The 25,665-nt window shown below is 63.6% G+C and carries 24 protein-coding genes and 1 riboswitch; of the genes, 9 read left to right on the top strand and 15 right to left on the bottom strand.

Annotated features, from left to right (window positions below):
- Window positions 1-28: 28 nt before the first annotated feature.
- Window positions 29-364, bottom strand: a complete 336-nt coding sequence (locus ACNAOU_RS04750) for a DUF3263 domain-containing protein (RefSeq protein ID WP_039240001.1) — start codon at window positions 362-364, stop codon at window positions 29-31.
- Window positions 365-472: 108 nt separating this feature from the next.
- Here ACNAOU_RS04750 and ACNAOU_RS04745 point away from each other — a divergent pair, with 108 nt between their 5' ends.
- Window positions 473-1,240: a uracil-DNA glycosylase gene (locus tag ACNAOU_RS04745; RefSeq protein ID WP_422758146.1), complete on the top strand. Its 768-nt coding sequence runs from the start codon at window positions 473-475 to the stop codon at window positions 1,238-1,240.
- 137 nt (window positions 1,241-1,377) lie between these two features.
- Window positions 1,378-2,217 (top strand): siderophore-interacting protein, encoded by an 840-nt coding sequence (locus ACNAOU_RS04740; RefSeq protein WP_422758145.1) that lies wholly within the window; start codon window positions 1,378-1,380, stop codon window positions 2,215-2,217.
- An 82-nt stretch (window positions 2,218-2,299) separates the two neighbouring features.
- On the opposite strand, the gene ACNAOU_RS04735 is transcribed toward ACNAOU_RS04740, so the two are convergent.
- From ACNAOU_RS04735 to ACNAOU_RS04695, 9 genes are all read right to left on the bottom strand, one after another.
- Complete coding sequence (locus tag ACNAOU_RS04735) at window positions 2,300-3,787, bottom strand: threonine/serine ThrE exporter family protein (protein ID WP_018779551.1); 1,488 nt, start codon at window positions 3,785-3,787, stop codon at window positions 2,300-2,302.
- A gap of 26 nt (window positions 3,788-3,813) precedes the next feature.
- Window positions 3,814-5,130 (bottom strand): peptidoglycan bridge formation glycyltransferase FemA/FemB family protein, encoded by a 1,317-nt coding sequence (locus tag ACNAOU_RS04730; RefSeq protein ID WP_416430173.1) that lies wholly within the window; start codon window positions 5,128-5,130, stop codon window positions 3,814-3,816.
- Between the two features lie 111 nt (window positions 5,131-5,241).
- A complete protein-coding gene (locus ACNAOU_RS04725) occupies window positions 5,242-6,330 on the bottom strand; it encodes a lipid II:glycine glycyltransferase FemX (RefSeq protein WP_422758144.1) in 1,089 nt (362 codons plus the stop codon).
- A 119-nt stretch (window positions 6,331-6,449) separates the two neighbouring features.
- Window positions 6,450-7,271, bottom strand: coding sequence for a DNA/RNA non-specific endonuclease (locus ACNAOU_RS04720; protein ID WP_039239942.1), 822 nt, complete (start codon window positions 7,269-7,271; stop codon window positions 6,450-6,452).
- A 38-nt stretch (window positions 7,272-7,309) separates the two neighbouring features.
- Window positions 7,310-8,722: an L-serine ammonia-lyase gene (locus tag ACNAOU_RS04715; RefSeq protein ID WP_422758143.1), complete on the bottom strand. Its 1,413-nt coding sequence runs from the start codon at window positions 8,720-8,722 to the stop codon at window positions 7,310-7,312.
- Window positions 8,723-8,915: 193 nt separating this feature from the next.
- The gene (gcvH, locus tag ACNAOU_RS04710) at window positions 8,916-9,302 is read right to left on the bottom strand and encodes a glycine cleavage system protein GcvH (RefSeq protein ID WP_018780132.1); all 387 of its coding nucleotides are present in this window, start codon (window positions 9,300-9,302) and stop codon (window positions 8,916-8,918) included.
- 99 nt (window positions 9,303-9,401) lie between these two features.
- Window positions 9,402-10,535, bottom strand: a complete 1,134-nt coding sequence (gene gcvT / locus ACNAOU_RS04705; protein ID WP_189076061.1) for a glycine cleavage system aminomethyltransferase GcvT — start codon at window positions 10,533-10,535, stop codon at window positions 9,402-9,404.
- A 9-nt stretch (window positions 10,536-10,544) separates the two neighbouring features.
- A complete protein-coding gene (gene gcvP, locus ACNAOU_RS04700) occupies window positions 10,545-13,391 on the bottom strand; it encodes an aminomethyl-transferring glycine dehydrogenase (RefSeq protein WP_416430363.1) in 2,847 nt (948 codons plus the stop codon).
- Between the two features lie 178 nt (window positions 13,392-13,569).
- Window positions 13,570-13,667, bottom strand: a riboswitch (glycine riboswitch).
- A gap of 93 nt (window positions 13,668-13,760) precedes the next feature.
- A complete protein-coding gene (locus ACNAOU_RS04695) occupies window positions 13,761-14,300 on the bottom strand; it encodes a TetR/AcrR family transcriptional regulator (protein WP_275778254.1) in 540 nt (179 codons plus the stop codon).
- 73 nt (window positions 14,301-14,373) lie between these two features.
- Between ACNAOU_RS04695 and ACNAOU_RS04690 the strand changes: the two genes are divergently transcribed.
- Complete coding sequence (locus ACNAOU_RS04690; RefSeq protein ID WP_079582832.1) at window positions 14,374-15,924, top strand: MFS transporter; 1,551 nt, start codon at window positions 14,374-14,376, stop codon at window positions 15,922-15,924.
- 6 nt (window positions 15,925-15,930) lie between these two features.
- On the opposite strand, the gene ACNAOU_RS04685 is transcribed toward ACNAOU_RS04690, so the two are convergent.
- Complete coding sequence (locus ACNAOU_RS04685) at window positions 15,931-16,590, bottom strand: cyclodeaminase/cyclohydrolase family protein (protein ID WP_422758142.1); 660 nt, start codon at window positions 16,588-16,590, stop codon at window positions 15,931-15,933.
- Between the two features lie 102 nt (window positions 16,591-16,692).
- On the opposite strand from ACNAOU_RS04685, the gene ACNAOU_RS04680 reads away from it, so the two are divergent.
- Window positions 16,693-17,925: an amidohydrolase gene (locus tag ACNAOU_RS04680; protein WP_422758141.1), complete on the top strand. Its 1,233-nt coding sequence runs from the start codon at window positions 16,693-16,695 to the stop codon at window positions 17,923-17,925.
- 86 nt (window positions 17,926-18,011) lie between these two features.
- On the opposite strand, the gene ACNAOU_RS04675 is transcribed toward ACNAOU_RS04680, so the two are convergent.
- Complete coding sequence (locus tag ACNAOU_RS04675; RefSeq protein ID WP_064723672.1) at window positions 18,012-18,227, bottom strand: hypothetical protein; 216 nt, start codon at window positions 18,225-18,227, stop codon at window positions 18,012-18,014.
- Between the two features lie 93 nt (window positions 18,228-18,320).
- Window positions 18,321-19,325 carry an NAD(P)/FAD-dependent oxidoreductase gene (locus ACNAOU_RS04670; protein ID WP_422758140.1) on the bottom strand — a complete coding sequence of 335 codons (1,005 nt, stop codon included), beginning with the start codon at window positions 19,323-19,325 and terminating at the stop codon, window positions 18,321-18,323.
- Window positions 19,326-19,427: 102 nt separating this feature from the next.
- On the opposite strand from ACNAOU_RS04670, the gene ACNAOU_RS04665 reads away from it, so the two are divergent.
- Complete coding sequence (locus ACNAOU_RS04665; RefSeq protein ID WP_018780141.1) at window positions 19,428-20,030, top strand: helix-turn-helix domain-containing protein; 603 nt, start codon at window positions 19,428-19,430, stop codon at window positions 20,028-20,030.
- Here ACNAOU_RS04665 and ACNAOU_RS04660 read toward each other — a convergent pair.
- Window positions 20,027-20,329 carry a helix-turn-helix domain-containing protein gene (locus tag ACNAOU_RS04660; protein WP_018780142.1) on the bottom strand — a complete coding sequence of 101 codons (303 nt, stop codon included), beginning with the start codon at window positions 20,327-20,329 and terminating at the stop codon, window positions 20,027-20,029. The genes ACNAOU_RS04665 and ACNAOU_RS04660 overlap by 4 nt on opposite strands.
- A 69-nt stretch (window positions 20,330-20,398) precedes the next feature.
- On the opposite strand from ACNAOU_RS04660, the gene map reads away from it, so the two are divergent.
- The 4 genes from map (at window position 20,399) to ACNAOU_RS04640 (ending at window position 24,981) form a co-directional block, all read left to right on the top strand.
- Window positions 20,399-21,178: a type I methionyl aminopeptidase gene (gene map, locus ACNAOU_RS04655; protein ID WP_275778244.1), complete on the top strand. Its 780-nt coding sequence runs from the start codon at window positions 20,399-20,401 to the stop codon at window positions 21,176-21,178.
- A 189-nt stretch (window positions 21,179-21,367) separates the two neighbouring features.
- The gene (locus tag ACNAOU_RS04650; RefSeq protein WP_055975258.1) at window positions 21,368-22,396 is read left to right on the top strand and encodes a nitrilase-related carbon-nitrogen hydrolase; all 1,029 of its coding nucleotides are present in this window, start codon (window positions 21,368-21,370) and stop codon (window positions 22,394-22,396) included.
- The gene (locus ACNAOU_RS04645; RefSeq protein ID WP_422758139.1) at window positions 22,393-23,418 is read left to right on the top strand and encodes an agmatine deiminase family protein; all 1,026 of its coding nucleotides are present in this window, start codon (window positions 22,393-22,395) and stop codon (window positions 23,416-23,418) included. The genes ACNAOU_RS04650 and ACNAOU_RS04645 overlap by 4 nt, the downstream gene beginning before the upstream one ends.
- A 12-nt stretch (window positions 23,419-23,430) precedes the next feature.
- Entirely contained in the window at window positions 23,431-24,981 is a 1,551-nt protein-coding gene (locus ACNAOU_RS04640; RefSeq protein ID WP_422758138.1) for an APC family permease, read from the top strand.
- A 92-nt stretch (window positions 24,982-25,073) separates the two neighbouring features.
- On the opposite strand, the gene ACNAOU_RS04635 is transcribed toward ACNAOU_RS04640, so the two are convergent.
- Window positions 25,074-25,619, bottom strand: coding sequence for an AMIN-like domain-containing (lipo)protein (locus tag ACNAOU_RS04635; protein ID WP_055975249.1), 546 nt, complete (start codon window positions 25,617-25,619; stop codon window positions 25,074-25,076).
- Between the last annotated feature and the right edge of the window lie 46 nt (window positions 25,620-25,665).

The following is a 25,665-nucleotide window of genomic DNA, read 5'->3' as shown; positions in this document are numbered from 1 at the left end:
GTTGCTGCTGACAGATCAGCCTGGCGATTTACGCGTCCGACCCCAAGCGCCGCGCTGTCCGCGCGCGTTGGCGGGACGTACGTAGTCTACGCAATCTCTTGACGAGCATGGGGTCGTGGGCCAGCGCGTCCTCGGTGTCGATCAGTGCATTCAGGATCTGGTAATAGTGGGTGGCAGAGAGGTCGAAGAGCTCCCGGATAGCCTGTTCTTTCGCGCCGGCATACTTCCACCACTGCCGTTCCAGCGCCAACATCTGCTGATCACGCTCACTCAACGGGGAGTCGCTTCGGGTACCGGCCGTGAGATCTTCCAAGGCCAACCCGTCGGCCTGCGGCGCCATTGGTTCCGGTGCTGGTTCTGCCACGGCACACTCCTTCGACGCTTGTTGGGGAAAATGTCCTACCCCCATGTTACGGGCGAATAACATCACTGTCATTCGCCCGACCTCCGCCACGCGGGAGACAATGGCCGGGTGACTGGCGAGGATGCTCTCTTTGATCTTGAACCTGCGGGCCCGGAGGACGCGGGCTTGGCTGCGCTGCTTGACCGTCCGATTGAGGAGCTGATGGCTCCCGACTGGGCCGATGCCCTGCGTCCAGTCGAAGGCCAACTGCGCGATGCTTTGGCCTACGCCGCCCGGCGTGCCAACGACGGCAAACAGATCCTCCCCGCCTCCGGGAACATCCTCCGGGCGTTCCAGCAACCCTTGTCCGACGTCAAAGTCCTCCTCCTGGGCCAGGATCCCTATCCGACACCGGGACACGCCGTGGGACTTTCCTTCTCCGTCTCGCGCGAAACACGGCCCATCCCCCGCAGCCTTGCCAACATTTACCGAGAGCTTCATGACGACCTCGGCCTCCCACCCCGCGTCCATGGCGATCTCAGCGCATGGACGGAGCAAGGCGTCCTCCTCTTGAACCGCGTCCTCACGGTCGAGGCCCGCAATGCCGGCGCCCACCGCGGGAAAGGATGGGAGGCCATCACGACGGCGGCAGTCACCGCCGTCGCACAGCGGACGGACGGTGCGGGACGGCAGAAGCCGCTGGTCGCAATCCTGTGGGGCAAAGACGCCGAAAGTGTGGTGCCGCTGCTGGAGGGGGCGCCGTCGGTGGTCTCCGTCCATCCAAGCCCGCTCTCGGCGTCCCGGGGCTTCTTCGGTTCCAAACCCTTCAGCAGGACCAACGCATTGTTGGTCGAACAAGGCGCGGAACCTGTCGACTGGGAACTCCCGGTCCTGTAGGACGTGAGGAAGCGTGCGGCCCAAGCACGCCGAATGTGAGGAAGCGTGCGGCCCAAGCACGCGGAACGTGAGGGAGCGTTTGTAACCTTCGACTCATACCCGGCCGGGGCCCAGTCGATTAGCTTAGGCTTACCTATATGACTGCTCTCCCCGTCACCTCGTCCGCCACACGCAAAAGCCGTCCGCAGGTCAACCTGACCGTCTTGCGGAACGAGCGCCTTTCGCCCCACATGGTGCGGATCGTGGCCGGCGGTCCGGGGTTCAACGACTACGTCAACAACGACTACGTGGACCGCTACGTCAAGATCGTCTTCCCGCAGGACGGCATCGACTACGAGCAGCCCTTGGACTTGTGGGCCATCCGCGAGACCATGCCACGCGAACAGTGGCCGCATACCCGGACCTACACCATCCGCTGGGTGGACCTGGAGGCACAGGAACTGGCCATCGACTTCGTGGTGCACGGGGATGAAGGCCTTGCAGGTCCTTGGGCGGCCAAGGCCGGGCCCGGGGATTCGCTGATTTTCACTGGTCCGGGCGGCGGCTACAACCCATCCCCCGACGCCGACTGGTACCTGTTTGCCGGAGATGACGCAGCGATCCCTGCGATCGCCGCATGCATTGAGGCCCTGGACGCCGACGCCCGGGGAACCGCCTACCTCGAGGTGGACAGCGAAGCCGACATTCTTCCCCTCGCAGCGCCCCACGGCGTCGAACTGCACTGGCTGCTGCGCAAGGGCACGCCGGCCGGCTCCAGCGCGCTACTTCTGGACGCCCTGCGCAGCACCGAATGGCTGCCGGGACGCGTCGACGTCTTCGCGCACGGCGAGCGGGGGTACATGAAGGGCCTGAGGGAGATCTTCTTCGTCCAGCGCGGCCTGGAGCGTTCGCAGGTTTCGTTGTCCGGGTACTGGGCCCTGGGCCGTGTGGAGGAAGTCTTCCAGGCGGAGAAGAAGCTTCCCGTCGGCCAGATCTAGCTGACTTTTTGTACAGATATTGCCCCTAAAAAGGCCTTTTAGGGGCAACATCTGTACAAAAACTCCGGAGGGGGGAGGCGGCCTAGCGCCGGCGCACCCGGCGGCGTTCGTTGCTGGAAAGACCCTTGGTCAGCGGCCTGGCGAGGTTGTCGCCGAGAACGATTCCAGCGGCTACCCCGAGTACGATCGCGCCTGCATTCAGCATTCCGCCCGCACCCAGCAGGATGTTGCCGCCTTCCACGGTCAAGGCATACATTGACCGGAAAATGGTGAGCCCCGGCAGCAGGATGAGCGCGGCCGGAACAGCCACCACCAGCTGCGGGGCACCCAGCTTCAACGCCACCACACGGGCCAGGAGGCCAATGGCCACGGCCGCAACGGCTGGAGACAAACGGTCCCCCAGGCCGGCCTGGCCGACCCCCCACAAAACGAAGAAACCTACCAACCCGACTGCCGCCGTCGGAATCAACAACCGCATCTGGGTCTGTTCCGTCACGCCGATTGCCACTACGGCGACGGCGATCAGGATGGCCTGGCCCCACAGCGGGTACGCGTCGGGGAACGTCTGGGTGACGTCGAGGACGGCACTGCCCATGAGTGTCCCGACCACCACGGCCACGCCGATGCCCGCAACGATCGCGCCAAAGGTCAGCAGCGTGGAGAGGAACCGGCCTGCGGCAGTCACCGGGAAGCCGTTGATGGCATCCTGCACCGAGGACACCAGCCGGCCCGTGGGAAGGAGCAACAGGATTCCACCGGCCACCACAATGGATGGCGCGATCTCCACCCCCGCCCAACGGAGCATCAGGGCAACGAACGTGACCAGGAAGGCGCAGGCCATGGTGTTGAAGAAGTCCGCCGTCCGCCATCTAACAAGCTGGCGGGACAGCAGGCTGATGAGGATGTTGGAACCGAAAGCCACCGCCGAGGCACCAATGCCGCCACCCAACACACCCACGAAGACTGCGGCGAAGATACCGAAGGCGATCGTCACCATCCACCGGGGGAAGGGTTTGGCACTGCGGATGATGCCGTTCAGCCGGCGAACGGCTTCGTCACGGCCAACTCCCCCGGCCACGATGTCGGTGACCAGTTGATGGACCTGAGCCAATCCGGCGTAGTTGTTGGTCCAGGAGCGCACCACCCTCAGCAGGGTGATGGGGGTCTGGTCCTTGGGAGCGTAGTTGATGGCCACCGACTGGTTGGTGATGTCCACTTCCACGTTCTTCAGTCCGAGCGCGGCCGTGACAGCGATCATGCTCGTCTCTACTTCCAACGCACCCGCACCGTAACGGAACATCACTTCGGCCAAATGGAGCGCGAAGTCGATGGTCTTGCGGGCCGAGGCGTCCACGCCAACCACCTGGATGGTGGGATTGGCGTAGGGACTCCCGGCGAGCCGGTCCACGATGTTCATGGGAGCGGTAGGCGGACTATCGCCCTGCACCAGGCGCATCAGCATGCGTTTGGCGTTGACGTTCTGCCGGACCTGCGACGGGCGCAACGGCTGGGTCTTTGGCAACCCGTCGGTCTGGGGCCGGCTGGCGGACCCATCGGGGCGTTCAGTCACGCGGCGATCCTCCCTTGGCTGTTTGATCAGCGGTTACCCCGCAGGTTTCGTACTACCGGCAATTTGCCCAGCGGCAATCGTCCCAGAACTGTCTGGGCGGCCCCTGCGAGCTTCCTGGCCACACGGTACGCCGTGTACTTCAGGGGACTGACCGGAGCAACGAAGTCACCCAGCAGCTGGACTACCTCGCCACCGAATCCCTTCTTGAATTCATAGCCACCGTGCCCGGTTTCGTCCTGGCCCTGGATGCCGAAAGTCCCGTAGAAGTTGTAGCGGGAGTAGCCGTTGTTCAGCGCGTGCAGCATCATGCCCCAGTAAAGGGACGTTGCGCCGTTGAAGTAGATGTAGTCCTGCACGGTGCCGCCGATGACGCACGTGAGTTCGTCACCTGAACACGCAAAGTGAATGGCAGCTACGGTAGCCACGCCCACGGAGTCCGGGAAGCGCTCGATGTCCTTCAGGCTTCGCTCGTAGCTGTCCACGAGATCCTGGACCACTTTGACGCGGTTGGCTTTCTTCTTGCTGCCGGTTTCCTCAACCTCCCGCTTGAGGTCAGCAAGGGTGGCGGATTCAGCTTCCAGGCGCTCGGTAATGGAGGCCCGGTACTCCGGGATGTTGATCTTGGCCATCATGAGCTTGGTGAACTCATCGGAGGTGTTCCTGAGGAGTTGCTCGTAGTACTCGCGTTCGCGGTACGTGAAGCCCTTCTCGTCGCCGGCAGTGCTCAGCGCGCTGTAGAAGTCATCCAGCGTTTCCAGCGTGGCCTGTTCCAGGTACACGCCGTTCTTCTCCGCTTTCCTGATGGCCTTGCGGGTGCGGTAGTTCATACCCATGATGAGCTCTTCGGAATCGGCGATGCCGTCGAGCTGCTTGATGAACATCCAGTTGATGTTGGCGAAGTTCATGTCGAAGCCCTGGTGCTGGAAGCCAAGGCCTTCCAGTTCCTTTAGCAATGGACGGTTGTCCTCGACTTCCGGGTGCTCCGCGCCGTCCTCATCGCGCGCGATGTACCGGAGGTTGGGTGATATCCGCAGCTCTGCGGCCTTCTTCGAGGCCGCGTGCTTCTTCAACTGCCCGACGACGAAGTGAACCACTGCCGGGTCGCTGTAGTCCATCAGTGGTCCCTTGGCGCAGTCGGCTGTCTTGTAGCCAAAACGGTTGGACGTGTACACGAGCTTTCCTGCTGCGATAAGGCTCCCGCCCCGGGTCACGCCGAAGAGCTCGACTTCCTGTCCGCGGGCGCGCTGGAAACGCGTCAGGTCCATGGACTGGATGAAGCTCCCCTGCGGGTGTCCCTTGGCAAACGTCTCGAAATCAGCGTCGCTGAGAATCACGAATTCCATGTCGGTTCCAGCCTCGATCGGAGTCAAAGAAATTACCTCGCCTAAGTTAGATTTGCGCCCGTTGGTGGCCGGGGCGGGCCTTTTCGCTGGCTTGTTGGCTTTTGCTGCCGGTCAGTAGAACTGGCCTCCGGTGCGCATGGTTTCAAGTCGACGGAACACCCGCTCGGCCCCTTTGAGCCACAGCTTGTAACGGACCGGACCCAGCACGAGGTCGTAGCAGCCCACGAAGTCCGTGACCGTCTTGGTGAAGCTTGTCTTGAACGATCCCAGGCCATACAGCGGGTGGGTCTTGTCCTTGATCCGGGCTCCTGGAGGGGTGCCGCAGAAGTCATACTCGACGCAGCCAAGTTCCTGCATGCGCTGAATGGCAGCCCACTGGACCAGGTGGGAGTCGCCATACTGTTTGCGGTTCTGTGTCGACCCGCCATCCTTGTAGGTGGCTTTGGAACCGTAATTGATCACAAACGCGCCTACGCTCGGGGCATCGTCCTCGTACACGAAGAAGAACTGTCCCTGTCCACGACTGCAGAATGCACCCCAGAACGCGGCATAGTACTCATAGCTCCGCAGAGGCATGGCGCCCTTGGCGTTCACGGTGTTCTGCATGAGGGCGTAGAGCTTGCGGTAGCTTTCCTCGCCGGCCTCTTCCTGCCGGACAACGCAGCCCTCGCGCTCTGCACGGCGGACTGCATTGCGGGCCCGGGAGGAAATGCTCCGAAGCACTTCATTGGCAGGCGCTGAGATGTCCAGCAGCGCGGTGGAGTCGTTGGACTGAATATTCGGGGCCTTGACCAGGCCACTGGCCTTCAGGTGAGCGGCCACCTCAGGCAACTCCACGACGTCGGGCTCTATCTTGATGGTGAAGACGTTCATCTTCTGTTCCCGCGCCAAGGAAGCGACGGCGTCCAGCATGGGCTTGATGTCGTCAACGGACCCGGCGTCCGGACCCTTGATCAGGTACCAGAGCCGTCCCAGGACGGGGAACTTCTTCTCCAGCAGGAGGTTGTAGCTGGCGTAGTCAGCGGTCTCGATGACGAGCCGGCGGACAAGCCACCCATTGCCGTCCTTGACTGCCGCGTAGGCGTCCGACTGCAGCATGTTGCCACCGTTCGGGTTGGCAGTGACGTGCTTGTCCCAATTATCGATTTCCTCGGCAGTGGCAAAGCGGGCGGTAAATTCTCGCAAGGTGGCCGTGTCCAATCTCAGGGTTTTGGTGCAGTGTTCAAAAGCATCGTGCGCATGCGGACATGCAGCCCCAAGTCTATCGGGCCGAGAAAAATCGGGCTGATTTACCAGGATAAATGCATTGTTGGAGCTACTTACAGACGAATCTGCTCCATGCTCTCCAGTTCCATCGCTTTCGGCTGCTTCCCCAGTTCACGCTGGCCACTGCCAAGACGGTCGGCGTTCGCGAGGCGGCTGAGGCTCAGCCCGGTGAGGTCTGCGATCTCCCCGATAGGGACCTGGAAGGTCCGGAAGGGACCCAGGGGCGGAGGTTCGCCTTCCAGAAGCCGTTGATCAATGGCCCTCTTCAGTTCCACCTTCCCGAGCAGTGGTGACTGGTCCAGAACGAACCCGACGGCGGCCAGCTTGGCATCGTTGGTCCATGCCGCAATCTTCCAGAACTTTCGAGGGATCCGGACACCACGGTAAGGCTGATCATCCTCAAGCAGGACCGGCCCCGTGAAGACGCTGATCTTGGCGTCATGGGCATCGGCGTGCCCCAGGACATGGTCCTCCAAGCCCACCCAGAGTTCCTTGCCTTGGTTGAAATCGTCCACTTGCGGCGCCGCATTGGTGAATGAGAACGTCTCCTGGTTGGCCTTCTTGGCAGTGGCGGCGTCCCCCCAGACGGGATCCAGCCGGCGCACCAAGTGGCCGCGATCGAAGGCGTTGTTCTTGTAGACGTCCGGACCCGCCTGCTGTTCCCGGGGGACCCTGTCATCGAAGTGCCAGGTTCCTTCCCGCGCCAACGGGTTCAGTTCTGCACCGCTGATGTTGACCCCCACGATCGCCGCGAGCTTCCGGGCGGCCCGGAAACGCACGGAGAAGTGGGTGTAGTCCAGCAGTATCGTCGTTGCCGACGGACTGGGCAGTTCAAGGCGTGCCCGCAAAAAATCCCTGTCGTATCCCCCGCTCATGGATACAGCATGGCACTACGCACTGACAGTAAAAAGACTCAGCATTCGACGACGTTGACGGCGAGGCCGCCCATCGCGGTTTCCTTGTACTTATCGGACATGTCCTTGCCCGTCTCACGCATCGTCACGATCACCTCGTCCAGGGAAACCCGGTGCGTCCCGTCCCCCCACAACGCCATCTTCGCCGCGTTGATCGCCTTCGCCGCCGCGATCGCGTTCCGCTCAATACACGGAATCTGAACCAACCCCCCGATCGGATCACACGTCAACCCCAGATTATGCTCCATCGCGATCTCCGCAGCGTTCTCCACCTGACCCGGAGAACCACCCATCACCTCAGCCAACCCCGCAGCAGCCATCGACGACGCCGAACCAACCTCCCCCTGACACCCCACCTCAGCACCCGAAATCGACGCCTGCTCCTTATACAACACACCCACCGCACCAGCAGCGAGCAAGAACTTCACCACCACATCATCCCTGTCCTGCTGACTGGCCTGATCCATGCCCGGAGCGTAATTCAACGCGTAATACAACACCGCCGGAATAATCCCCGCAGCCCCATTGGTCGGCGCCGTCACCACCCGACCACCAGAAGCGTTCTCCTCATTGACCGCCAAAGCAACCAGGTTCACCCACTCCTGCCAATACTTCGGATCATTCCGGTCCTTGTCCTCCTTCAACAACCGCTCCAACCAATCAGGAGCACGACGCCGGACCCGCAACCCCCCAGGCAACACACCCTCACGCTTCAAACTGGTTTCAACACAGGCCTCCATCACCGACCAGATATGCAAAAGACCCTCCCGGATCTCCTCCTCAGACCGCGACGCCCGCTCATTGATGAACATGATGTCCGAAATCCCCAACCCCTTGGACGCACACCTGCCCAACAACTCCGCCGCCGTCCTGAACGGCAACGGCAACTCCTTCTTCGACTCCTCCAACTCCTGCCGCGCAGCGTCCTCCTCACCCTCACGGACAATGAACCCACCACCAACCGAAAAGAACGTCGCCTCATGCACAGTGTTTCCCTCAGCATCAGCCACGGCGAACTTCATCCCGTTCGTATGCCGCGGCAACACCGTCAACGGATGCAACACCATATCCTCCACCGCATACGGCAACTCCACACCCCCGCCGGATGCCCCCGCAAGGTTCAGCACACCGCTCTCAGCGATCGTCGCGAGCCGCTCCTCCACTTCCTCGGGAAGGATCAACTCAGGGTGGTAGCCCTCCAAGCCCAGCAACGTCGCCGTCATGGTTCCGTGACCACGGCCCGTTGCCGCCAACGAACCATACAAATCAACCCGCAACGACGCCACCGAGTCCAGGACACCAGCGTCCTTCAACTCACCAGCGAACACAGCGGCGGCCCGCATCGGCCCCACCGTGTGGGAACTCGACGGACCAATGCCCACAGAGAACAGATCGAAAACACCAACAGCCATAGCCGGGATCCCTTTTATACAGCTTGAAACGGTCCGGCAGATGGTCCTGCCGGATGGCCTCCCCCGCTTGTGGCGGAAGACGACCGAAGCACGACGCCGGATGGCCCCCAAAGGCGGCAACCCGGCGTCGCAAATTATTCAGTTACTACAAACGCTACGCCCTGCACGCTCGTTCCGTGCCGGAGCGCGGACCTTAGGAGAGGTCGCCGCCGTTCTTGGAGGCGTATTCCTCTGCCGAGAGCAGCGGGCCGTCGGACTCAGCAGCGACCTTGAAGAGCCAGCCGGCGCCGTAGGGGTCGTTGTTGATCAGGGCCGGGTCCGAAACAACGGCGTCGTTGATTTCCGTGACCTCGCCGGTGACGGGCGAGTACAGGTCGGAGACGGACTTGGTGGACTCAACTTCGCCACAGGTCGCGCCTGCGGTCACAGTCGAACCGACCTCGGGCAGGTCAACGTACACAATGTCACCCAGTGCGTCGGTGGCAACCTCGGAGATCCCGACGGACACCGAGTTCCCCTCGCCGCGGGAGACCCACTCGTGCTCGTCGGAGTACTGAAGTTCGGGCGCTACTTTGGGCATTCTGTTTCCTTTACGTGGTCGAAATGAAAAACGTGGAGATTTTGTACAGCTAATGCCTTTATAGCTGGGCTATGGGGTCATTAGCTGTACAAAAACTCGCTACTTTTGGCGCTTGTAGAAAGGCAGTGCGACGACTTCGAACGGCTCGCTCTTGCCACGCAGGTCAATGTCCAGCGCGGTTCCAAGCTCGGTGTGTTCGACGTCGACATATGCCAACGCTACCGGGTACCCGAGGGTCGGACTGGGCTGGCCGGAGGTCACTTCGCCGACTACCGCGCCGTCCTTGAGGACCGGGTAGTGGCCGCGTCCGGCGCGACGCCCCAGGCCCTTGAGGCCCACGAGCTTGCGTCCCGTGGTGGAACCGGCACCGTCGGCCTTCAACGCAGCCAGTGCGTCCTTGCCAACGAAGTCACCTTCCTTGGACAGCGCCACCACGGCTCCGAGCCCTGCAGCGAAGGGGTTGCCTTCACGGGAGAGCTCGTTGCCGTAGAGCGGCATGCCGGCTTCCAGCCGCAGGGAATCGCGGGAGGCAAGGCCGGCCGGAACCAGTTCTCCTTCTTCGGCGACGGCGGCGATTGCCTGCCACAGCGCGGCAGCGGATTCGTTGGGAACGAAGATCTCGAAACCGTCCTCCCCCGTGTAGCCGGTGCGTGCCAGGAGAAGGTCCTGGCCGCTGCCTGCCACCAGGAAGGTCACCTCAACCGCGGCGTAGTACTTGAGCCCGGTGACCAGCGCGTGCTGGTCGGCCGGAACCAGGCGCAGCAGGATGGCTTCGGCGAGCGGACCCTGCACGGCAATCAGGGACGTCTCGGCGGAGGCGTCGTCAACCACGACGTCGAAACCGGCGGCGCGTTCAAGCAAAGCGTCAGCCACAACCTTGGCGTTGCCGGCGTTCGGCACCACCAGGAACTTGTCGGCACCACGGCGATAGGTAATGAGGTCGTCGATGATGCCGCCGTCTTCCTGGCAGATCAGCGAGTACTTGGCCTTGCCGTCCGCCATGGCCGAGATCTTGCCCACCAGGGCGTAGTCCAGGAAGGCTGCGGCTTCGGGGCCGGTGACCCAGACTTCGCCCATGTGGGAGAGGTCGAACAGGCCTGCGGACTTGCGGACTGCGTGGTGCTCGGCCAACTCGGAGGAGTACTTGAGCGGCATCTGCCAGCCACCGAAGTCGGTGAACGACGCGCCAAGTTTCTTGTGTTCTTCGTAAAGGGCTGTGTAGTTCTCAGTCATGACGAGTCCTTAGTTTTCGAAGTCTTCGATCGGTGGGCAGGAGCAGACCAGGTTGCGGTCTCCGGCTGCGCCGTCGATGCGGCCAACCGGCGGGAAGTACTTGTCCTGCTTGAGGTGGTGGACCGGGAAAGCGGCCTGCTCGCGCGGGTACGCGCGGTCCCAATCAGAAGTTACGACGGCGGCAGCCGTGTGGGGCGCCCGGCGAAGCGGGGAATCCTGCACGGAGAAGTCGCCGTGGGCTACCTGGTCGATTTCCTTGCGGATGGTGATCATGGCTTCGATGAAGCGGTCAATCTCGGCCAGGTCCTCGGACTCGGTGGGTTCCACCATCAAGGTTCCCGCCACAGGGAAGGCCAGGGTGGGGGCGTGGAAGCCGAAGTCGATGAGGCGCTTGGCCACATCCTCGGCCGTGACGCCGGTCTTCGCGGTCAGTTCACGCAGGTCCAGGATGCACTCGTGGGCCACAAGTCCGCCTTCACCCGTGTAGAGCACCGGGAAGTGCTCGTTGAGGCGCGATGCGATGTAGTTCGCAGCCAGCAGCGCGGACTTGGTGGCTTCGGTGAGGCCCTGGCCGCCCATGAGCTTCACGTACGCCCAGGAGATCGGAAGAACCCCGGCGGAACCGAAGCGGGAGGCCGAAATCGGGACATCGTTGCCTTCGGTCCAGGATGCCGCGTCACCGGGCATGAAAGGTGCGAGGTGTGCCTTGGCAGCAACCGGGCCAACGCCCGGACCGCCGCCGCCGTGCGGGATGCAGAAGGTCTTGTGCAGGTTCAGGTGCGAGACGTCGCCGCCGAACTTGCCCGGCTGGGCCAATCCCACAAGTGCGTTGAGGTTGGCGCCGTCGATGTACACCTGGCCGCCGGCCTCGTGGATGGCATCGCAGACTTCGCGGACGTCGGCGTCATACACGCCGTGCGTGGACGGGTAGGTGATCATGATGGCCGAAAGGGCGTCGCGATGGGCTTCGATCTTGGCCTTCAGGTCAACGTGGTCGATGGTGCCATCAGGAGCGGTGGCCACCACCACGACCTTCATGCCGGCCAGCACTGCCGAGGCAGCGTTCGTGCCGTGCGCGGACGCCGGGATGAGGCAGACGTTGCGCTGGTCGTCGCCATTGGACAGGTGGTAGCCGCGGATGGCCAGCAGGCCTGCGAGCTCGCCCTGGGAGCCGGCGTTCGGCTGGATGGAGACCTGGTCGTAGCCGGTGATCTCGGTCAGCTGCGCTTCGAGGTCGCTGATCAGTTCACGCCAGCCCTCGGTCTGGGAATCCGGAGCGAACGGGTGGATCGAGGCGAACTCCGGCCAGGAAATGGCTTCCATCTCGGCAGTGGCGTTGAGCTTCATGGTGCACGAACCGAGCGGGATCATGGTGCGGTCCAGCGCGAGGTCGCGATCAGAGAGCTTGCGGATGTAGCGCAGGAGCTGGGTTTCGGAGCGGTGGGTGTTGAACACCGGGTGCTGCATGAATGCGCTGGTGCGCTCAACGGAAGCCTCCAGCGCAAAGTCCTCGGCGGCATCGGTGACCGAAGCGCCAAAGACATCGAGCAGGCTGCCGACGATGTCGGACGTAGTCGTCTCATCAACCGAGATGCCAACAGTGTCGGCATCGATGCCGCGCAGGTTGATGCCCTTGGCCTCGGCGGCGGCGACGATCTCTGCTGCCTTGCCCGTGACGCGGACGGTGATGGTGTCGAAGAACGAACCGTGGAGGACCTCGACGCCGGCAGCCTTCAGGGACGCTGCGAGCGTGCGGGCGTGGCTGTGGGCGGTCTCGGCGATCGCTTTCAGGCCTTCGGGGCCGTGGTAGACGGCGTACATCGAGGCGACGATGGCCAGCAGCGCCTGCGCGGTGCAGATGTTGGACGTGGCCTTCTCGCGGCGGATGTGCTGTTCGCGGGTCTGCAGGGCCAGACGGTAGGCGGGGACACCGGCGTCGTCCTTGGAAACGCCCACCAGACGGCCCGGCATGGAACGCTCGAGACCCTTCTGGACGGCCATGTAGGCCGCGTGCGGGCCGCCGAAGAAGAGCGGGACACCCAGGCGCTGGGCGGAACCCACGGCGATGTCAGCGCCCTGCTCACCCGGAGGGGTGATGAGCGTCAGGGAAAGGAGGTCGGCGGCAACGGTGACCAGTGCGCCGCGTTCCTTGGCCTCGGCAATGACGGCGGAGTGGTCGAAGACGCGGCCGGAAACACCGGGCTGCTGGAGGACGACGCCGTTGATGGCACCTTCCGGAAGGCCGGCTGAAAGATCGGCAACCTCAACCTCGAAGCCGAGGGCTTCAGCACGGCCCTTGACGATGGCGATGGTCTGCGGGAGGCAGTCTGCGTCGAGCACAGTCTTGCCGTCCTGCACGGCCTTGTTCTTGTTGGCGCGGCGCATCATGAGGACGGCCTCGGCCACGGCGGTTGCTTCGTCAAGCAGCGAGGCGTTGGCGATAGGCAGGCCAACGAGGTCCTGGACCATGGTCTGGAAATTCAGGAGTGCTTCAAGGCGGCCCTGCGAAATTTCAGGCTGGTACGGGGTGTAAGCGGTGTACCAGGCCGGGGACTCAAGGATGTTGCGGCGGATGACCGGCGGCGTGATGGTGTCGTAGTAGCCCTGGCCGATCATCTGGACCGCGGTCTTGTTCTTGGAGGCGAGCTTGCGCAGCTCGGCCAGGACCTCGACTTCGCTCAGCGCGTTCTGCAAGGTGAGGGCGACGTCCTGGCGGATGTCGTTCGGAACGGCAGTGTCGACCAGCGAGTCAACAGAGTCGTAGCCAACGGACTTGAGCATGGTCTCAATGTCGGCCTGGCGGCGGGCGCCGATATGCCGATCGACGAAGGTGGTGGAGGCAGAACTAACCGTCACGAAGGAACTCCAATACTTGGGCGGCGTTTGGGTACGCCACAGCGGCTCGGGTTCCTCCCCGCTCTGTATTGGACCTGAGAGTTTCCGCGTGTTGTCCGCACAACGAATCGCTTGCACCGTCGGTGAGCACAGCATCCCACGTCAATGGCGTGGAGTGCCTGCTGCTTTCCAGAGTTGCCTCGCCGCGGCGGTGCGTGGGCCTGAGAGATTCCTGGGGAGGGTTTGCTCCTACGGCGCCTGCATCACGTGCCTGCAGGACTCTCCCGCCGCAGATCAAAGGCATGTTCAGTTGTCTGTGGGCGCCACGCTGGGCACGCCACAAGGCTTAATTGTCCTACGTGCAAGGCCCTGCGGCAAATGGATGAGCAGTCACTTCCGCAGGCGGTCCAGGACCCCCAGCAGGATTTCGACGTCGGCCTCCCGGCCGGCGTTGCCGGCCCCCTGCCCGCCCTCGAACATCGCGTTGAAATAAAGGCCGTCGCCCATGTAGCTGACGGCCTTGGCGATCTCCGGTCCTACGTCTTCGGCCAGGACATCAAGCCACTGCTGCTGGATTCCTGCGAAGCGCCGCCGCGTTTCCTCATGGGCTACTTCAGCGAGCCTGGTGGCGGCTACGAAGGCCCTGTCCATGGGGGTGTCGGCCCAGAGGGAGGACCGGATGAAGTAGGCGGCGGAACCGTCCGGCGCGGCCTTCATCTGCTCAATGTCCTCCTGCGCCAAATCGTCCAGGCGTTCCAGCAAGGCGCTGATCAGGGCTTCCTTGTTGGGGAAGTGATACAGGAGCCCGCCCTTGGAGACACCGGCCCTCTTGGCGACGGCATCCAGGGTAGCGGCCCGCTCCCCTACCTCGATCAGGAGGGATTCGTAGGCATCCAGGACGGCGTCCCGGGCAACTGGTTTTCGTGGCATGTGTACATCATTCCCTAAAGAATTGCGGGGGTTGAATTTGTAACTATACCGTCTGGACGGTACAGTAAGAGGCATGTTCTCGCCGTCCTCAACCCAAGCACCCCGTTCCGCCGCCCCCTTGACGGGCCCGGCTGCACCGTGGCGCGACTGGACGGCCTTGGCACTGCTGATGTTCCCGGTGCTGCTGGTGGCCGTCGATAACACCGCGCTCACTTTTGCCCTGCCGGAAATCGCCCGCTCGCTGGACGTGGGCGGCATACAGCTCCTGTGGATCGTTGACGCCTACCCGCTGGTGCTCGCTGCGCTCCTGGTCTCCATGGGCAACCTTGGTGACCGGATCGGACGACGCCGGTTGCTTCTGATCGGCAGCACAGGCTTCGCCGCGGTTTCGGCTGCTACGGCATTCGCTCCGTCCGCGGAGTGGCTTATTGCCGGACGCGCTGCACTCGGCGTCTTCGGCGCCATGCTGATGCCATCAACGTTGTCCTTGATCAGGAACATCTTTATCGACCCCAACCGCCGTCGGCTCGCGATCGCTGTATGGGCTGCCGGATTCTCCGGCGGCGCAGCCCTCGGTCCCATCTTCGGCGGCTGGCTGGTGGAGCACTTCTGGTGGGGCGCCGTCTTCCTGGTAGCAGCATTCCTGCTTCTGCCGCTCCTTGCCTTTGGCCGGGTACTCATTCCCGAGTCCAAGGACGCCAACCCCGGCCGGGTGGATGTGTCCAGCATTGTCCTGTCCGTGGTCACCATGGCGCCCTTCGTTTACGGCATCAAGGAATTCGCGGTCCACGGCTTCGGTGCGTCAGCTGCTGCTTTCATGGGCTTTGGCCTGGTGATGGGCATTCTGTTCGTCCGCCGCCAGCAAAGGATCGAAAGCCCCATGCTGGATGTTTCCCTGTTCAAGAACAAGGTATTCAGCACGGCCATCGTGGCGAATGTTTTGTCCTTGTTCTCCATGACGGGGTTCATCTACTTCTTTGCCCAGCACCTGCAACTGGTCGAAGGGCAGTCCCCCATGGAAGCCGGCATCGCCATGATCCCGGCCCTCCTGGCCACCGTCATCGCCGGCCTGCTCGTAGTACCGCTGGTCAAGAAAGTACGGCCCGGCTTCGTGGTGGCCGGCGGACTGACACTGAGCGCCATAGGCTACCTGGTGGCCGTCGTGGGTGACCACGGCAGCGGACCGGTGTTCCTCCTGTCAGCCCTGACGGTCCTGGCCGTCGGCGTGGGTGCAGCGGAGACCATCTCCAACGACCTCATCCTGGCGTCCGTGCCGGCAGACAAATCAGGGGCGGCCTCGGCCATCTCCGAGACCGGTTACGAACTCGGTTCACTCCTGGGAACAGCCGTGCTCGGTTCAATCCTCACCGCGTCCTACCAGCACAACCTCGTCATTCCCGACGGTGTGCCCACAGAGGCGGCGAGGAAGTCCGGAGAGACTCTGGCAGGTGCGGTTGACGCGGCATCCGGGCTCCCCGCCCAGTTGTCGGAGGCACTGACCACCGCCGCGCGGATAGCCTTCGACTCCGGCGTCCACATCACCGCGGCGATTGGGCTGGTACTGATGGCCGGAGCAGCAGTGATGGCCGCCGTCGTACTGCGCAAGGTTCCCAAAGCGCAATAAGGGAAGCTACACGGCTTCCGTGGGTGCCGCCTTCGTGTCGACGCCGGCAGTCAGTTGGTCGATTCGCTCCAGGGCGTCGCTGAGCCGGCCGACCGTTGTCCACAGCCCAGGCTGCTGCTCCCTGACCTCCTCGAGGGAAGTCCCCGCGGAGGTCAGGGAAGCGAGGTCGAAGCTCACGTTGGTCCTCGCCCCCGCTATGGCGGCCCGCAGCGCACCGAAACCCACCACGACGTCGGCGACGAGGGCCGGGTTCCCGTGGGAAGCGAGCCAGCCGAGATCTTCAATGGCGTCGATGGCCCGTTCACCCAGGACGGCGGAGGCCTTGGCTGCGTCCACGGAGGCTTGGTGGATGGCTTCTTCGCGTTCCGGTCCGGGGTCGAGGCGGAAAGCAGCCCCGAAGGCGTTGGAGGCAGATGCGTCCTCGTCCGCGAGCCGGAGAGCCGCTTCCCGGAGCTCATGGGCCCTGGCATGGATAGCGGAAAGCTCGTCACGCTGGTGCCCCTCGGCTTCCGTGTACCCGGCCACCATTGACGTCAAGGCAGCCGCAATGGATAGCATCACCCCGGTGCCGGCGCCGCCCCCGGGCGAGCCGCTCGACTCTGCCAGGGCTGCGGTCCAGTCCTCAACCGTGGAGTGCTGCGTGGTGGCGGGTTCGGAATTCGTCATGCCATCAAGTGTGCCGTGACAGCCAGGTTCGCACACACAGGGTTCGCACAAAGCGGATGGATACACTGGCCAGACCGAAGGCGTCGAACGAAGGGTAAACCCATGACCATTGACCTCGAAGAGCTTTACAAGGACCTGCACGCCCACCCGGAGCTGTCCTTCCAGGAGACCAGGACCGCCGGGATCGCAGCCGGGCACCTGGAGAATCTTGGCTTCACCGTCCACCGCAACATCGGCAAGACCGGCGTGGTGGGCATCCTTGAGAACGGAGCCGGGCCGGTCGTCATGCTCCGGGCCGACATGGACGCCCTCCCGGTCAAGGAGTCAACGGGACTGGACTACGCAAGTACTGCCACGGGTGTCGACCCTGACGGAAACGATGTTCCGGTCATGCATGCGTGCGGACACGATGTCCATGTCAGCTGTCTCGTGGGAGCAGCAGAAGCGTTGGCCGGACAACGTGACCGGTGGCAAGGCACACTGATCGTCGTGTTCCAGCCCGCCGAGGAATGGGGTGGCGGTGCGCAGGCGATGGTTGGCGACGGCCTCTATGACGTCGTGCCGAAGCCCGATGTAGTGCTCGGACAGCATGTGGCCCCCTTCCCCGCCGGATGGTTCGGCGTCCGGGCCGGCGTCACCATGGCCTCCGCAGACTCCCTCAACATCACCTTGCACGGCCGCGGCGGGCACGGATCGCGCCCGGAAACCACCATTGATCCGGTGGTGATGGCCGCCGCTGCCACCATCCGCCTGCAGGGCATCGTGTCGCGTGAACTCGCCGCCAGCGACTCCGCTGTGGTCACCGTAGGACAGATCCACTCCGGTACCAAGAACAACATCATCCCCGAGACGGCAACCCTCGGCCTCAGTGTCCGCACCTTCAGCGATTCCACCAGGGACAAAATCCTCGGTTCGATTGAGCGCATTGTGCACGGGGAATCAGCGGCATCCGGCGCCCCCAAGGACCCGGAGATCCATTTCGAAGAGCACTTCCCGCTGACAGTTAACGACGAGTCGGCAGCAGGCAGGATTACAGCAGCCTTCAAGGCCAGGTTCGGCGAGGCACAGGTCATTGATCCCGGGCCCGTATCCGGCAGCGAAGACGTAGGAGCCTTGGCAAAGGGCGCCGACGCGCCGTTGGTGTTTTGGTTCCTCGGCGGCGCCGACCCTGCCCTGTTCCGCGAATGGGCGACGACGGGGCGCCTCCCCGAAGATATTCCCTCGAACCACTCGCCCTACTTCGCGCCCCTGATCCAGCCCACGCTGGCCAAGGGAACGGAAGCATTGGTCACAGCCGCTCTGGAGTACCTCGGTTCAACAGGCGGAAACAACTAGCCTGCGCGTGGACGGGCACACGGGAAAGGCGCCGGCAGACCGGCGCCTTTTTCGTGATCTTCTACTCGTTTCAGTCCAGGCGGAGCCTAGACCTTCTCGTGGATGCGGTCAACCTTCGGTTCGTAAACCACAGGTTCCCTGCGACGGCGTGCCAGGAAAGTCCAGAACGTCCCTTCCGATGCCTGGCGGGTCTCCGCCGGGGCAACCGGTTCCTTCCTGGCCTCTTCAGTTGTGGTCTCGGGCTTGCGCGCGGAGTCCTTCTTCGTGCGCCGCTCGAAGTCGTCATAGTACGCGTAGCACATACAACCTCCCTTAGTGGCGTTCTTTAATAGTCCTCGCACTCCGGCCGCACGTCGACCACTTTTTTGCAGGGGTTCCGTTTCAGCTTGTGGTGGTCAACGGGCGAGGCTGGACAGCCGCGCAACGTCCACCGCCAATCTGGTTTCCTCCGCCACCAAGTGGGCGTTGATGGCGGCCCCGGCCATGACGCCCGAAGCGGCCGACGCCATGACCTGTCCCATAAGGTCCGCGACATTGCCCGCAGCCCAGACGCCGGGAATCGCGGTGGCCCCGCCCATGGGATTCACTTCCACGTGGTGCCCTACTCCCATGGGGTGTTCCACCACCGGGACGCCAAGCGACTCCAGCACTGCGGACCTTGCCTCCAGCCTGGTTGCGGTCACTACGGCCTCCACCGGAATGACTGTTCCCGAGGCCAGGACGACACCCCTCAACGCATCATCCTGGATGGCGAGTGACTCCACCTTGCCTTCCACCACGCTGATCGAGCGTGCAGCCAGCTGCTCCCACTCTGGGTCCGTCGGCTCCACCACGTCATTAAGGAACAGCGTGATGTTCGGGCTCCACTGCCTGAAGAGCATCGTCTGGTGCAACGCCATGGGAACAGAGCCCAGTATGCCGATCGCTTTGTTCCGGACCTCCCAGCCGTGGCAGTAGGGGCAATGCAGGACATCACGACCCCACCGCTCCCGGATGCCGTCGATGTCGGGCAGAACATCGGTCAGCCCCGTGGTCACAAGGATCCGGCGGGCCTTCACCGTCCGCCCATCGGCCAGTTCAACATCAAAGGAGAGCTCCGCGCCTTCCTCGGCCCCCGCCGTCGAGCGCGCTGCGACGGCGACGCCCGCGATGAAGTCCACCCCGTAGCCGCGTGCTTCTTCCCGCCCCATATCCAACAATTCCCTGGGATCAATGCCGTCCCTGGACAGGAAACCATGGACCCCGGCAGCCGGCGCGTTCCGCGGCTCGCCGGCGTCGATCACCAGGACGGACCGGAGGGCCCTGCCAAGCGTCACGGCGGCACTTAACCCAGCTGCGCCACCTCCGATCACCACAACCTGGTACTCGTCCGCGGTGTCCGTCTTCGTATCTCTGCTCACTGTGCCTCCGTCGACTCGCTGCGGCCTTCCGCCGCTCCTACCATCCTTGGTCGATGTCGACAGAAGCGGCAAGAAAAATTGCCACTATGGCAAACTGGAGACATGGCAAAGGATTTCAGCGCAATGCTCGACGCCGTCGGCCCGCGCCTGCGCGCGATGCGGACCCAACGGAACCTGACGCTGGCAGAGGCATCGGAAGGCACGGGGATCTCGGTGAGCACGCTGTCCCGCCTGGAGTCGGGCCAGCGCAAGCCCACCCTGGAACTGTTGCTGCCGATTGCACGGCTTCACCAAGTACCTCTTGAGGAGTTGATCGACGCCCCGGAAACGGGCGACCCCCGCATCCATCTCAAGCCACACGTCCATCATTGGGGCACCGCGCTGCCCCTCACTCGCCGCCCCGGCGGAATCCAGGCCTTCAAGATGGTGCTGAAAGCCGGAACGGGCAAGGAAATTCCAGACCCGCAATCCCACGAAGGCTACGACTGGATGTACATCCTCAATGGGAAACTGCGGCTGGTTTTGGGCGGGAACGACTTCATCCTCAAACCCGGGGAAGTGGCGGAATTCGACACCCGCACCCCACACTGGTTCGCCAGCGCTACCTCTGAACCGGTGGAACTGCTCACCCTGTTCGGCCAGCAAGGCGAGCGCCTGCACGTCCGGGCACGGCCCAAGCGGCAGGACCAGCAGGCGGAAATCTAGGAAGCCAGGAACTCCCGGGCATTGCGGCGCGACACGGCGGGGTCCGCTCCGGCGTCGGGCTGGTTGATCTCGGACCACACCTCATCGAGCGAAAGTCCAAGAACATCGGCAATGGCCGCCACCGTGGGAAAGGCGGGAGTGGCAACCCTTCCCGACTCGATTTTGCGCAGCGTTTCGGGAGAAACACGGGCATCGAGGGCAATCTCCAGCATGGAGCGTGCGCCCCGCGCACGGCGGAGCAGGGCACCGAGACGCTGTCCGCGCTCGGCCTCTGCGGGTGTGAGCGGCAACCTGACCATGGCTCCAATTGTAATACCGGGATAATATGGCCGGGATAGTTATTGGCATCAACCCCGGAAAGGTCCCCTATGATCGAGATCCTCAGCACCAGCGAACTGACCCGTGCCCGGGCTGCAGGGACCCTGGTGGCCAACATCCTGCACACGCTCAAGAGCCGGTGCACTGTTGGCACCAACCTCCTGGAGATCGACGCGTGGGCCAAGGCCATGATCCTCGAGGCGGGCGCGGTGTCCTGCTACGTGGACTACGCGCCATCGTTTGGGCGCGGCCCCTTCGGCCACTACATCTGCACAGGCGTCAACGACGCCGTCCTCCATGGACTGCCGCGGGACTACGCGCTTGCCGACGGCGACCTGCTGACCCTTGACCTGGCCGTCTCCCTGAAAGGGATCGCAGCAGACTCTGCCATCAGCTTCATCGTCGGCGACGCTAAGCCCGCCGAAAGCGTGGCCATGATCGAGGCAACCGAACGCGCCCTGCGTGCCGGCATAGCAGCGGCGCGGCCCGGCGCGCGGATCGGCGATCTGTCCTACGCCATTGGCTCAGTCCTCGGCGAGGCAGGATATCCCGTTAACACGGAGTTTGGCGGCCACGGAATCGGCTCAACCATGCACCAGGAACCGCATGTGCCCAACATGGGACGCCCTGGCCGCGGCTACAAGCTGCGCCCTGGCTTGCTGCTCGCTTTGGAACCGTGGGTCATGGCGGATACCGCCCAGCTCGTGACTGATCCCGACGGCTGGACCCTCCGCAGCGTCACCGGCTGCCGGACGGCCCACAGCGAGCACACGATCGCCATCACCCCGGACGGAGCCGAGATCCTCACCTTGCCCACCCTGGCCGGCTAGGCCTGCTCCCGGGGCGGGAGGGGGCGGGAGGGGCGCTCGGCCAGGGCGTCCGCAGGGGTGCCGGGTAGGGGTCCGGGCTGTCATAAATGATTGGCATTCGTTTTCCCCTTGCACTACGGCGTGACTCGCGTCATACTAAATGAACGCTATTCATTTAGTGACTGTCGTCTCATCGGAGTACATGCCACCATGATTGAAATAACCCGCCTCGAAGCCCCGACTTCCCTGGCTCGCACCGAACCCTCCACGCGGACGCCGCTGCGCGTCGGCGTTGTCCAGCACCGCTGGCATGCCGACGAATCCGCCCTCCGCGCAGAACTTACCGAAGGCATCGAGCGCGCCGCCAAGCTGGGAGCCACTGTTGTTTTCCTGCCTGAACTGACGCTCTCCCGCTACCCCGCCGACACCCGGCCGGAGAACAACCCCGCGGCAGGCATCCGCCCATCGGACATCACCGAGGACCTCCTCACCGGCCCCACCTTCACCTTCGCTGCCGAAGCTGCCAGAAAGTTCGGCGTCTCGGTCCACGCATCCTTGTACCAGCGGGCTGAGAACCCGGATGGCACTGACGACGGCCTCGGCCTGAACACCGCGATCCTGGTCTCCCCCGCCGGGGAACTCGTAGCCCGCACCCACAAGCTGCACATCCCCGTCACCGCCGGCTACTACGAAGACAAGTTCTTCCGCAAGGGCCCGGAAGCCGAGGATGCCTACGCAGTGTACGCACCGGCCGAACTCGGCGGTGCACGCCTGGGCATGCCCACCTGCTGGGACGAATGGTTCCCCGAACTCGCCCGGATGTACTCCCTGGGCGGAGCTGAGATCCTGGTCTACCCCACCGCAATCGGCTCCGAACCGGACCACCCAGACTTCGACACGCAGCCGCTCTGGCAGCAGGTCATTGTGGGCAACGGCATCGCCAACGGCCTGTTCATGATCGCGCCGAACCGCTACGGCAACGAAGGCACCCTGAACTTCTACGGCTCCTCCTTCATCTCCGATCCCTACGGCCGCATCCTGGTCCAGGCACCGCGGGACGAATCCGCCGTTCTGGTCGCCGACCTCGACCTCGACCAGCGCAGGGACTGGCTCACGCTCTTCCCGTTCCTGGCCACGCGCCGCCCTGAAACCTACGGTCGCCTCACCGAACCGGTGGACCCCAACGCGCCACTGGGAGCAAGCGCTGTCGCCACTGCCTACCAGGCGGTCTCCGCGTGAGCGCCTGGCGCATGCCGTCGGAAACGGCACCGCAGGACCGCGTCTGGATGGCCTTCCCCACCGGCGGTTACACCTTGGGCGACACCGAGGAAGAGGCGCATGCAGCGCGCTCCACCTGGGCCGCCGTCGCGAATGCCGTCCTTGAGTTCGAGCCGGTCACCATGGTGGTAGCGCCCGACGACGTCGAAACAGCCGCGCGCTACCTGGACCCCCGCGTCGAGGTACTCACCGCGGAACTGAACGACGCCTGGATGCGGGACATCGGACCGTCGTTCGTGTTGGATGCGAACAAGCAACTCGGCGCCGTGGACTGGATCTTCAACGGCTGGGGCGCCCAGGACTGGGCGGCGTGGGACAAGGATTCGCAGATCGCCGCCAACATCACCGGCCGTGCCAACGCCACACACCTCCCCTCGGGGATCGTGAACGAAGGCGGCGGCATCCAGGTTGACGGCGAAGGCACCGTCCTTGTCACCGAGACCGTACAGCTTGACGAGGGCCGCAATCCCGGCCTGACCAAGTCCGACATCGAGGAAGAGCTCGCCCGCACCATCGGCGCTACCCACGTGGTGTGGCTGCCTCGCGGCCTCACCCGCGATTCGGAGAAGTTCGGCACACGCGGCCATGTGGACATCGTGGCCGCCATCCCCTCCCCGGGCACACTCCTTGTCCATTCCCAGCAAAACCCTGAGCACCCCGATCATGCGGTGTCCCGGGAGATCATCGAATTCCTGCGCACCACCCATGACGCAGCCGGACGGGACTGGAACATCATCGAAGTTCCGGCACCCGAAACCCTCACTGACGACGAGGGCTACGTGGACTACAGCTACATCAACCACTTGGTAGTCAACGGTGGGGTCATTGCGTGCAGCTTCAACGACCCCATGGACGAGAAAGCGCTCCGCATCCTCGCCGATGCCTACCCCGGACGCCGCGTTGTCAGTGTTGACGCGCGCGAACTCTTCGCCCGGGGCGGCGGCATCCACTGCATTACGCAGCAACAGCCTTCGGCCATCTAGAAAGGGCCTTTCATGAGCCAGACAATCCGCGCCGGTGCTTCCAAAAGCACTGGAGCCGCTGCAGAGTCGCACAACATCAGCGGCAAGGGACTGAAGACGGGGCAGTTGGGGCTCCTCGCCGTCGTCGTTCTTGGCATTTCAACCATCGCCCCGGCGTACACGCTCACCGGTGCGCTCGGTCCAACAGTCAACGAAGTCGGGCTGCAGTTGCCCGTCATCTTCCTGATCGGGTTCATTCCGATGATCCTGGTATCGCTGGCCTACAGGGAGCTCAACGCAGACTCCCCGGACAGCGGCACCACCTTCACCTGGGTCACCAAGGCATTCGGACCCTGGGTGGGTTGGATGGGCGGTTGGGGCCTGCTCGCAGCCAACATCATTGTCCTGTCCAACCTGGCCGGTGTAGCGGTGGACTTCTTCTACCTTTTCCTCGCCCAGGCCACAGGTTCCCCTGAGCTGGCCGACCTCGCCTCTAACAAGCTGCTGAACGTAGCCACTTGTTTTGTCTTCGTGGCCCTGGCCGTGTGGATCAGTTACCGCGGCCTGCACACCACCAAGATCGTCCAGTACGGGCTGGTGGGTTTCCAGCTGCTGGTTCTGGGCTTGTTCGTGGCCATGGCCTTCTCCAACTGGTCCACGTCCGAGACCGCCGTTCCCTTCAGCTGGGATTGGTTCGACGTCACGAAGGTCGAGACCTTCGGCCAGATCGCCGCGGGCATTTCGCTGTCCATCTTCGTGTACTGGGGTTGGGATGTCTGCCTCACCGTGAACGAGGAAACCGCCAACGGCAAGAAGACCGCGGGCGCCGCCGGAACCCTCACGGCAGTCATCGTCCTGGGGATCTACCTGCTGGTGACCATCGCCACAATGATGTTCGCCGGCGTCGGCGACACCGGAATCGGGCTGAACAACCCCGAGAACCACGCCAACGTGTTCACGGCACTCGCTTCTCCGGTCATGGGACCGTTCGCGATCCTCATGTCGTTGGCGGTGCTGTCCAGCTCTGCGGCTTCGTTGCAGTCCACGTTCACTTCGCCGTCGCGGAGCCTGCTTGCCATGGCGCACTACGGCGCGCTGCCGGAACGCTTCAGCCACATGAGCAAGAAGTTCTCGACGCCGGGCTTCGCCACCATTGCGGCAGGCGTACTGTCCGCGGGCTTCTACGCCGTGATGCACGTGATCAGCGAGAACGTCCTCAACGACACCATCCTGGCCCTGGGCCTGATGATCTGTTTCTACTACGGACTGACGGCCATTGCCTGTGCTTGGTACTTCCGCAACAGCGTCTTCAGTAGCGCCCGCAACTTCCTCCTGCGCTTGGTGTGCCCGGTACTGGGTGGCGTGGGCCTGTTCGTTGTGTTCCTGCAGACCGCGATGGACAGCTGGGATCCGGAGTTCGGCAGCGGCTCGGAGATCTTCGGGGTGGGGCTCGTGTTCATCCTCGGCATCGGGATCCTGGCCTTGGGTGCCGCCGTCATGCTGATCCAGTCCCGCATGCGGCCAGGGTTCTTCCGTGGCGAGACCATCCGGAAAGACACTCCCGCCCTGGTGGTCCCTGAGTAGCCGGGCGCGCCGAACAGCGAGAACGCCGGAAAGCGGCCAGTTCGCCGGAGCTATCCGGCGAACTGGCCGCTTTCGCGCGTTTTGGCAGTGTTTCACCAGTGATGGGCGACATCCACGACAAGCCGCGAGCCGCCGTCGGGTCCGTCCAGGGTGAAGACCCGGAACGGAAGCCTGGCACGGACACCCAAGCCGATGCTGGTAGTTCCTTCGAAACTCCCGGCATAGACCACCTGACGGAACGTCTGGTAGCCCGATACGTTGGAGAGCTCGGCCTTGGCTGCCGGAACGTAGGTGGGCTGGCTGTACTGGTTGTACGACGGCGCCGTCACCACCACTTGCAGGTCGGCGTCACCGAGCACCGGGATGGGGAAGCCCGTTGCATCCTGGGTGATCACCGGAACGTACTGCACTGAATAACCGGCCACTTTCCCGGTCATGTCGATCACCAGTCGGTCGTAGCAGAGCTGTTGGCCCGTGCGGACATTGGTGACCTGCGCGGCGCTCATATCGGGGTCGGCCTTGGCCAGGGAACCCCAGGTGATGCCGCAGTAGGAAGCCGCCGAGGCTGGCCCCGGTGCTGCCAGACCGAGCCCGGCCGCTGCCACAACAGCCGCCAAACCCGCTCCAATTTTCCTCATTTTTTGTGCCCCCTTCAGGCGAAGTTGATACTTCAACTGTAGGAGT

The organism is Paenarthrobacter sp. C1 (genome assembly GCF_049315185.1).
Lineage (GTDB): Bacteria > Actinomycetota > Actinomycetes > Actinomycetales > Micrococcaceae > Arthrobacter > Arthrobacter nicotinovorans.
This window is presented reverse-complemented; position numbering and strand designations above follow the sequence as displayed.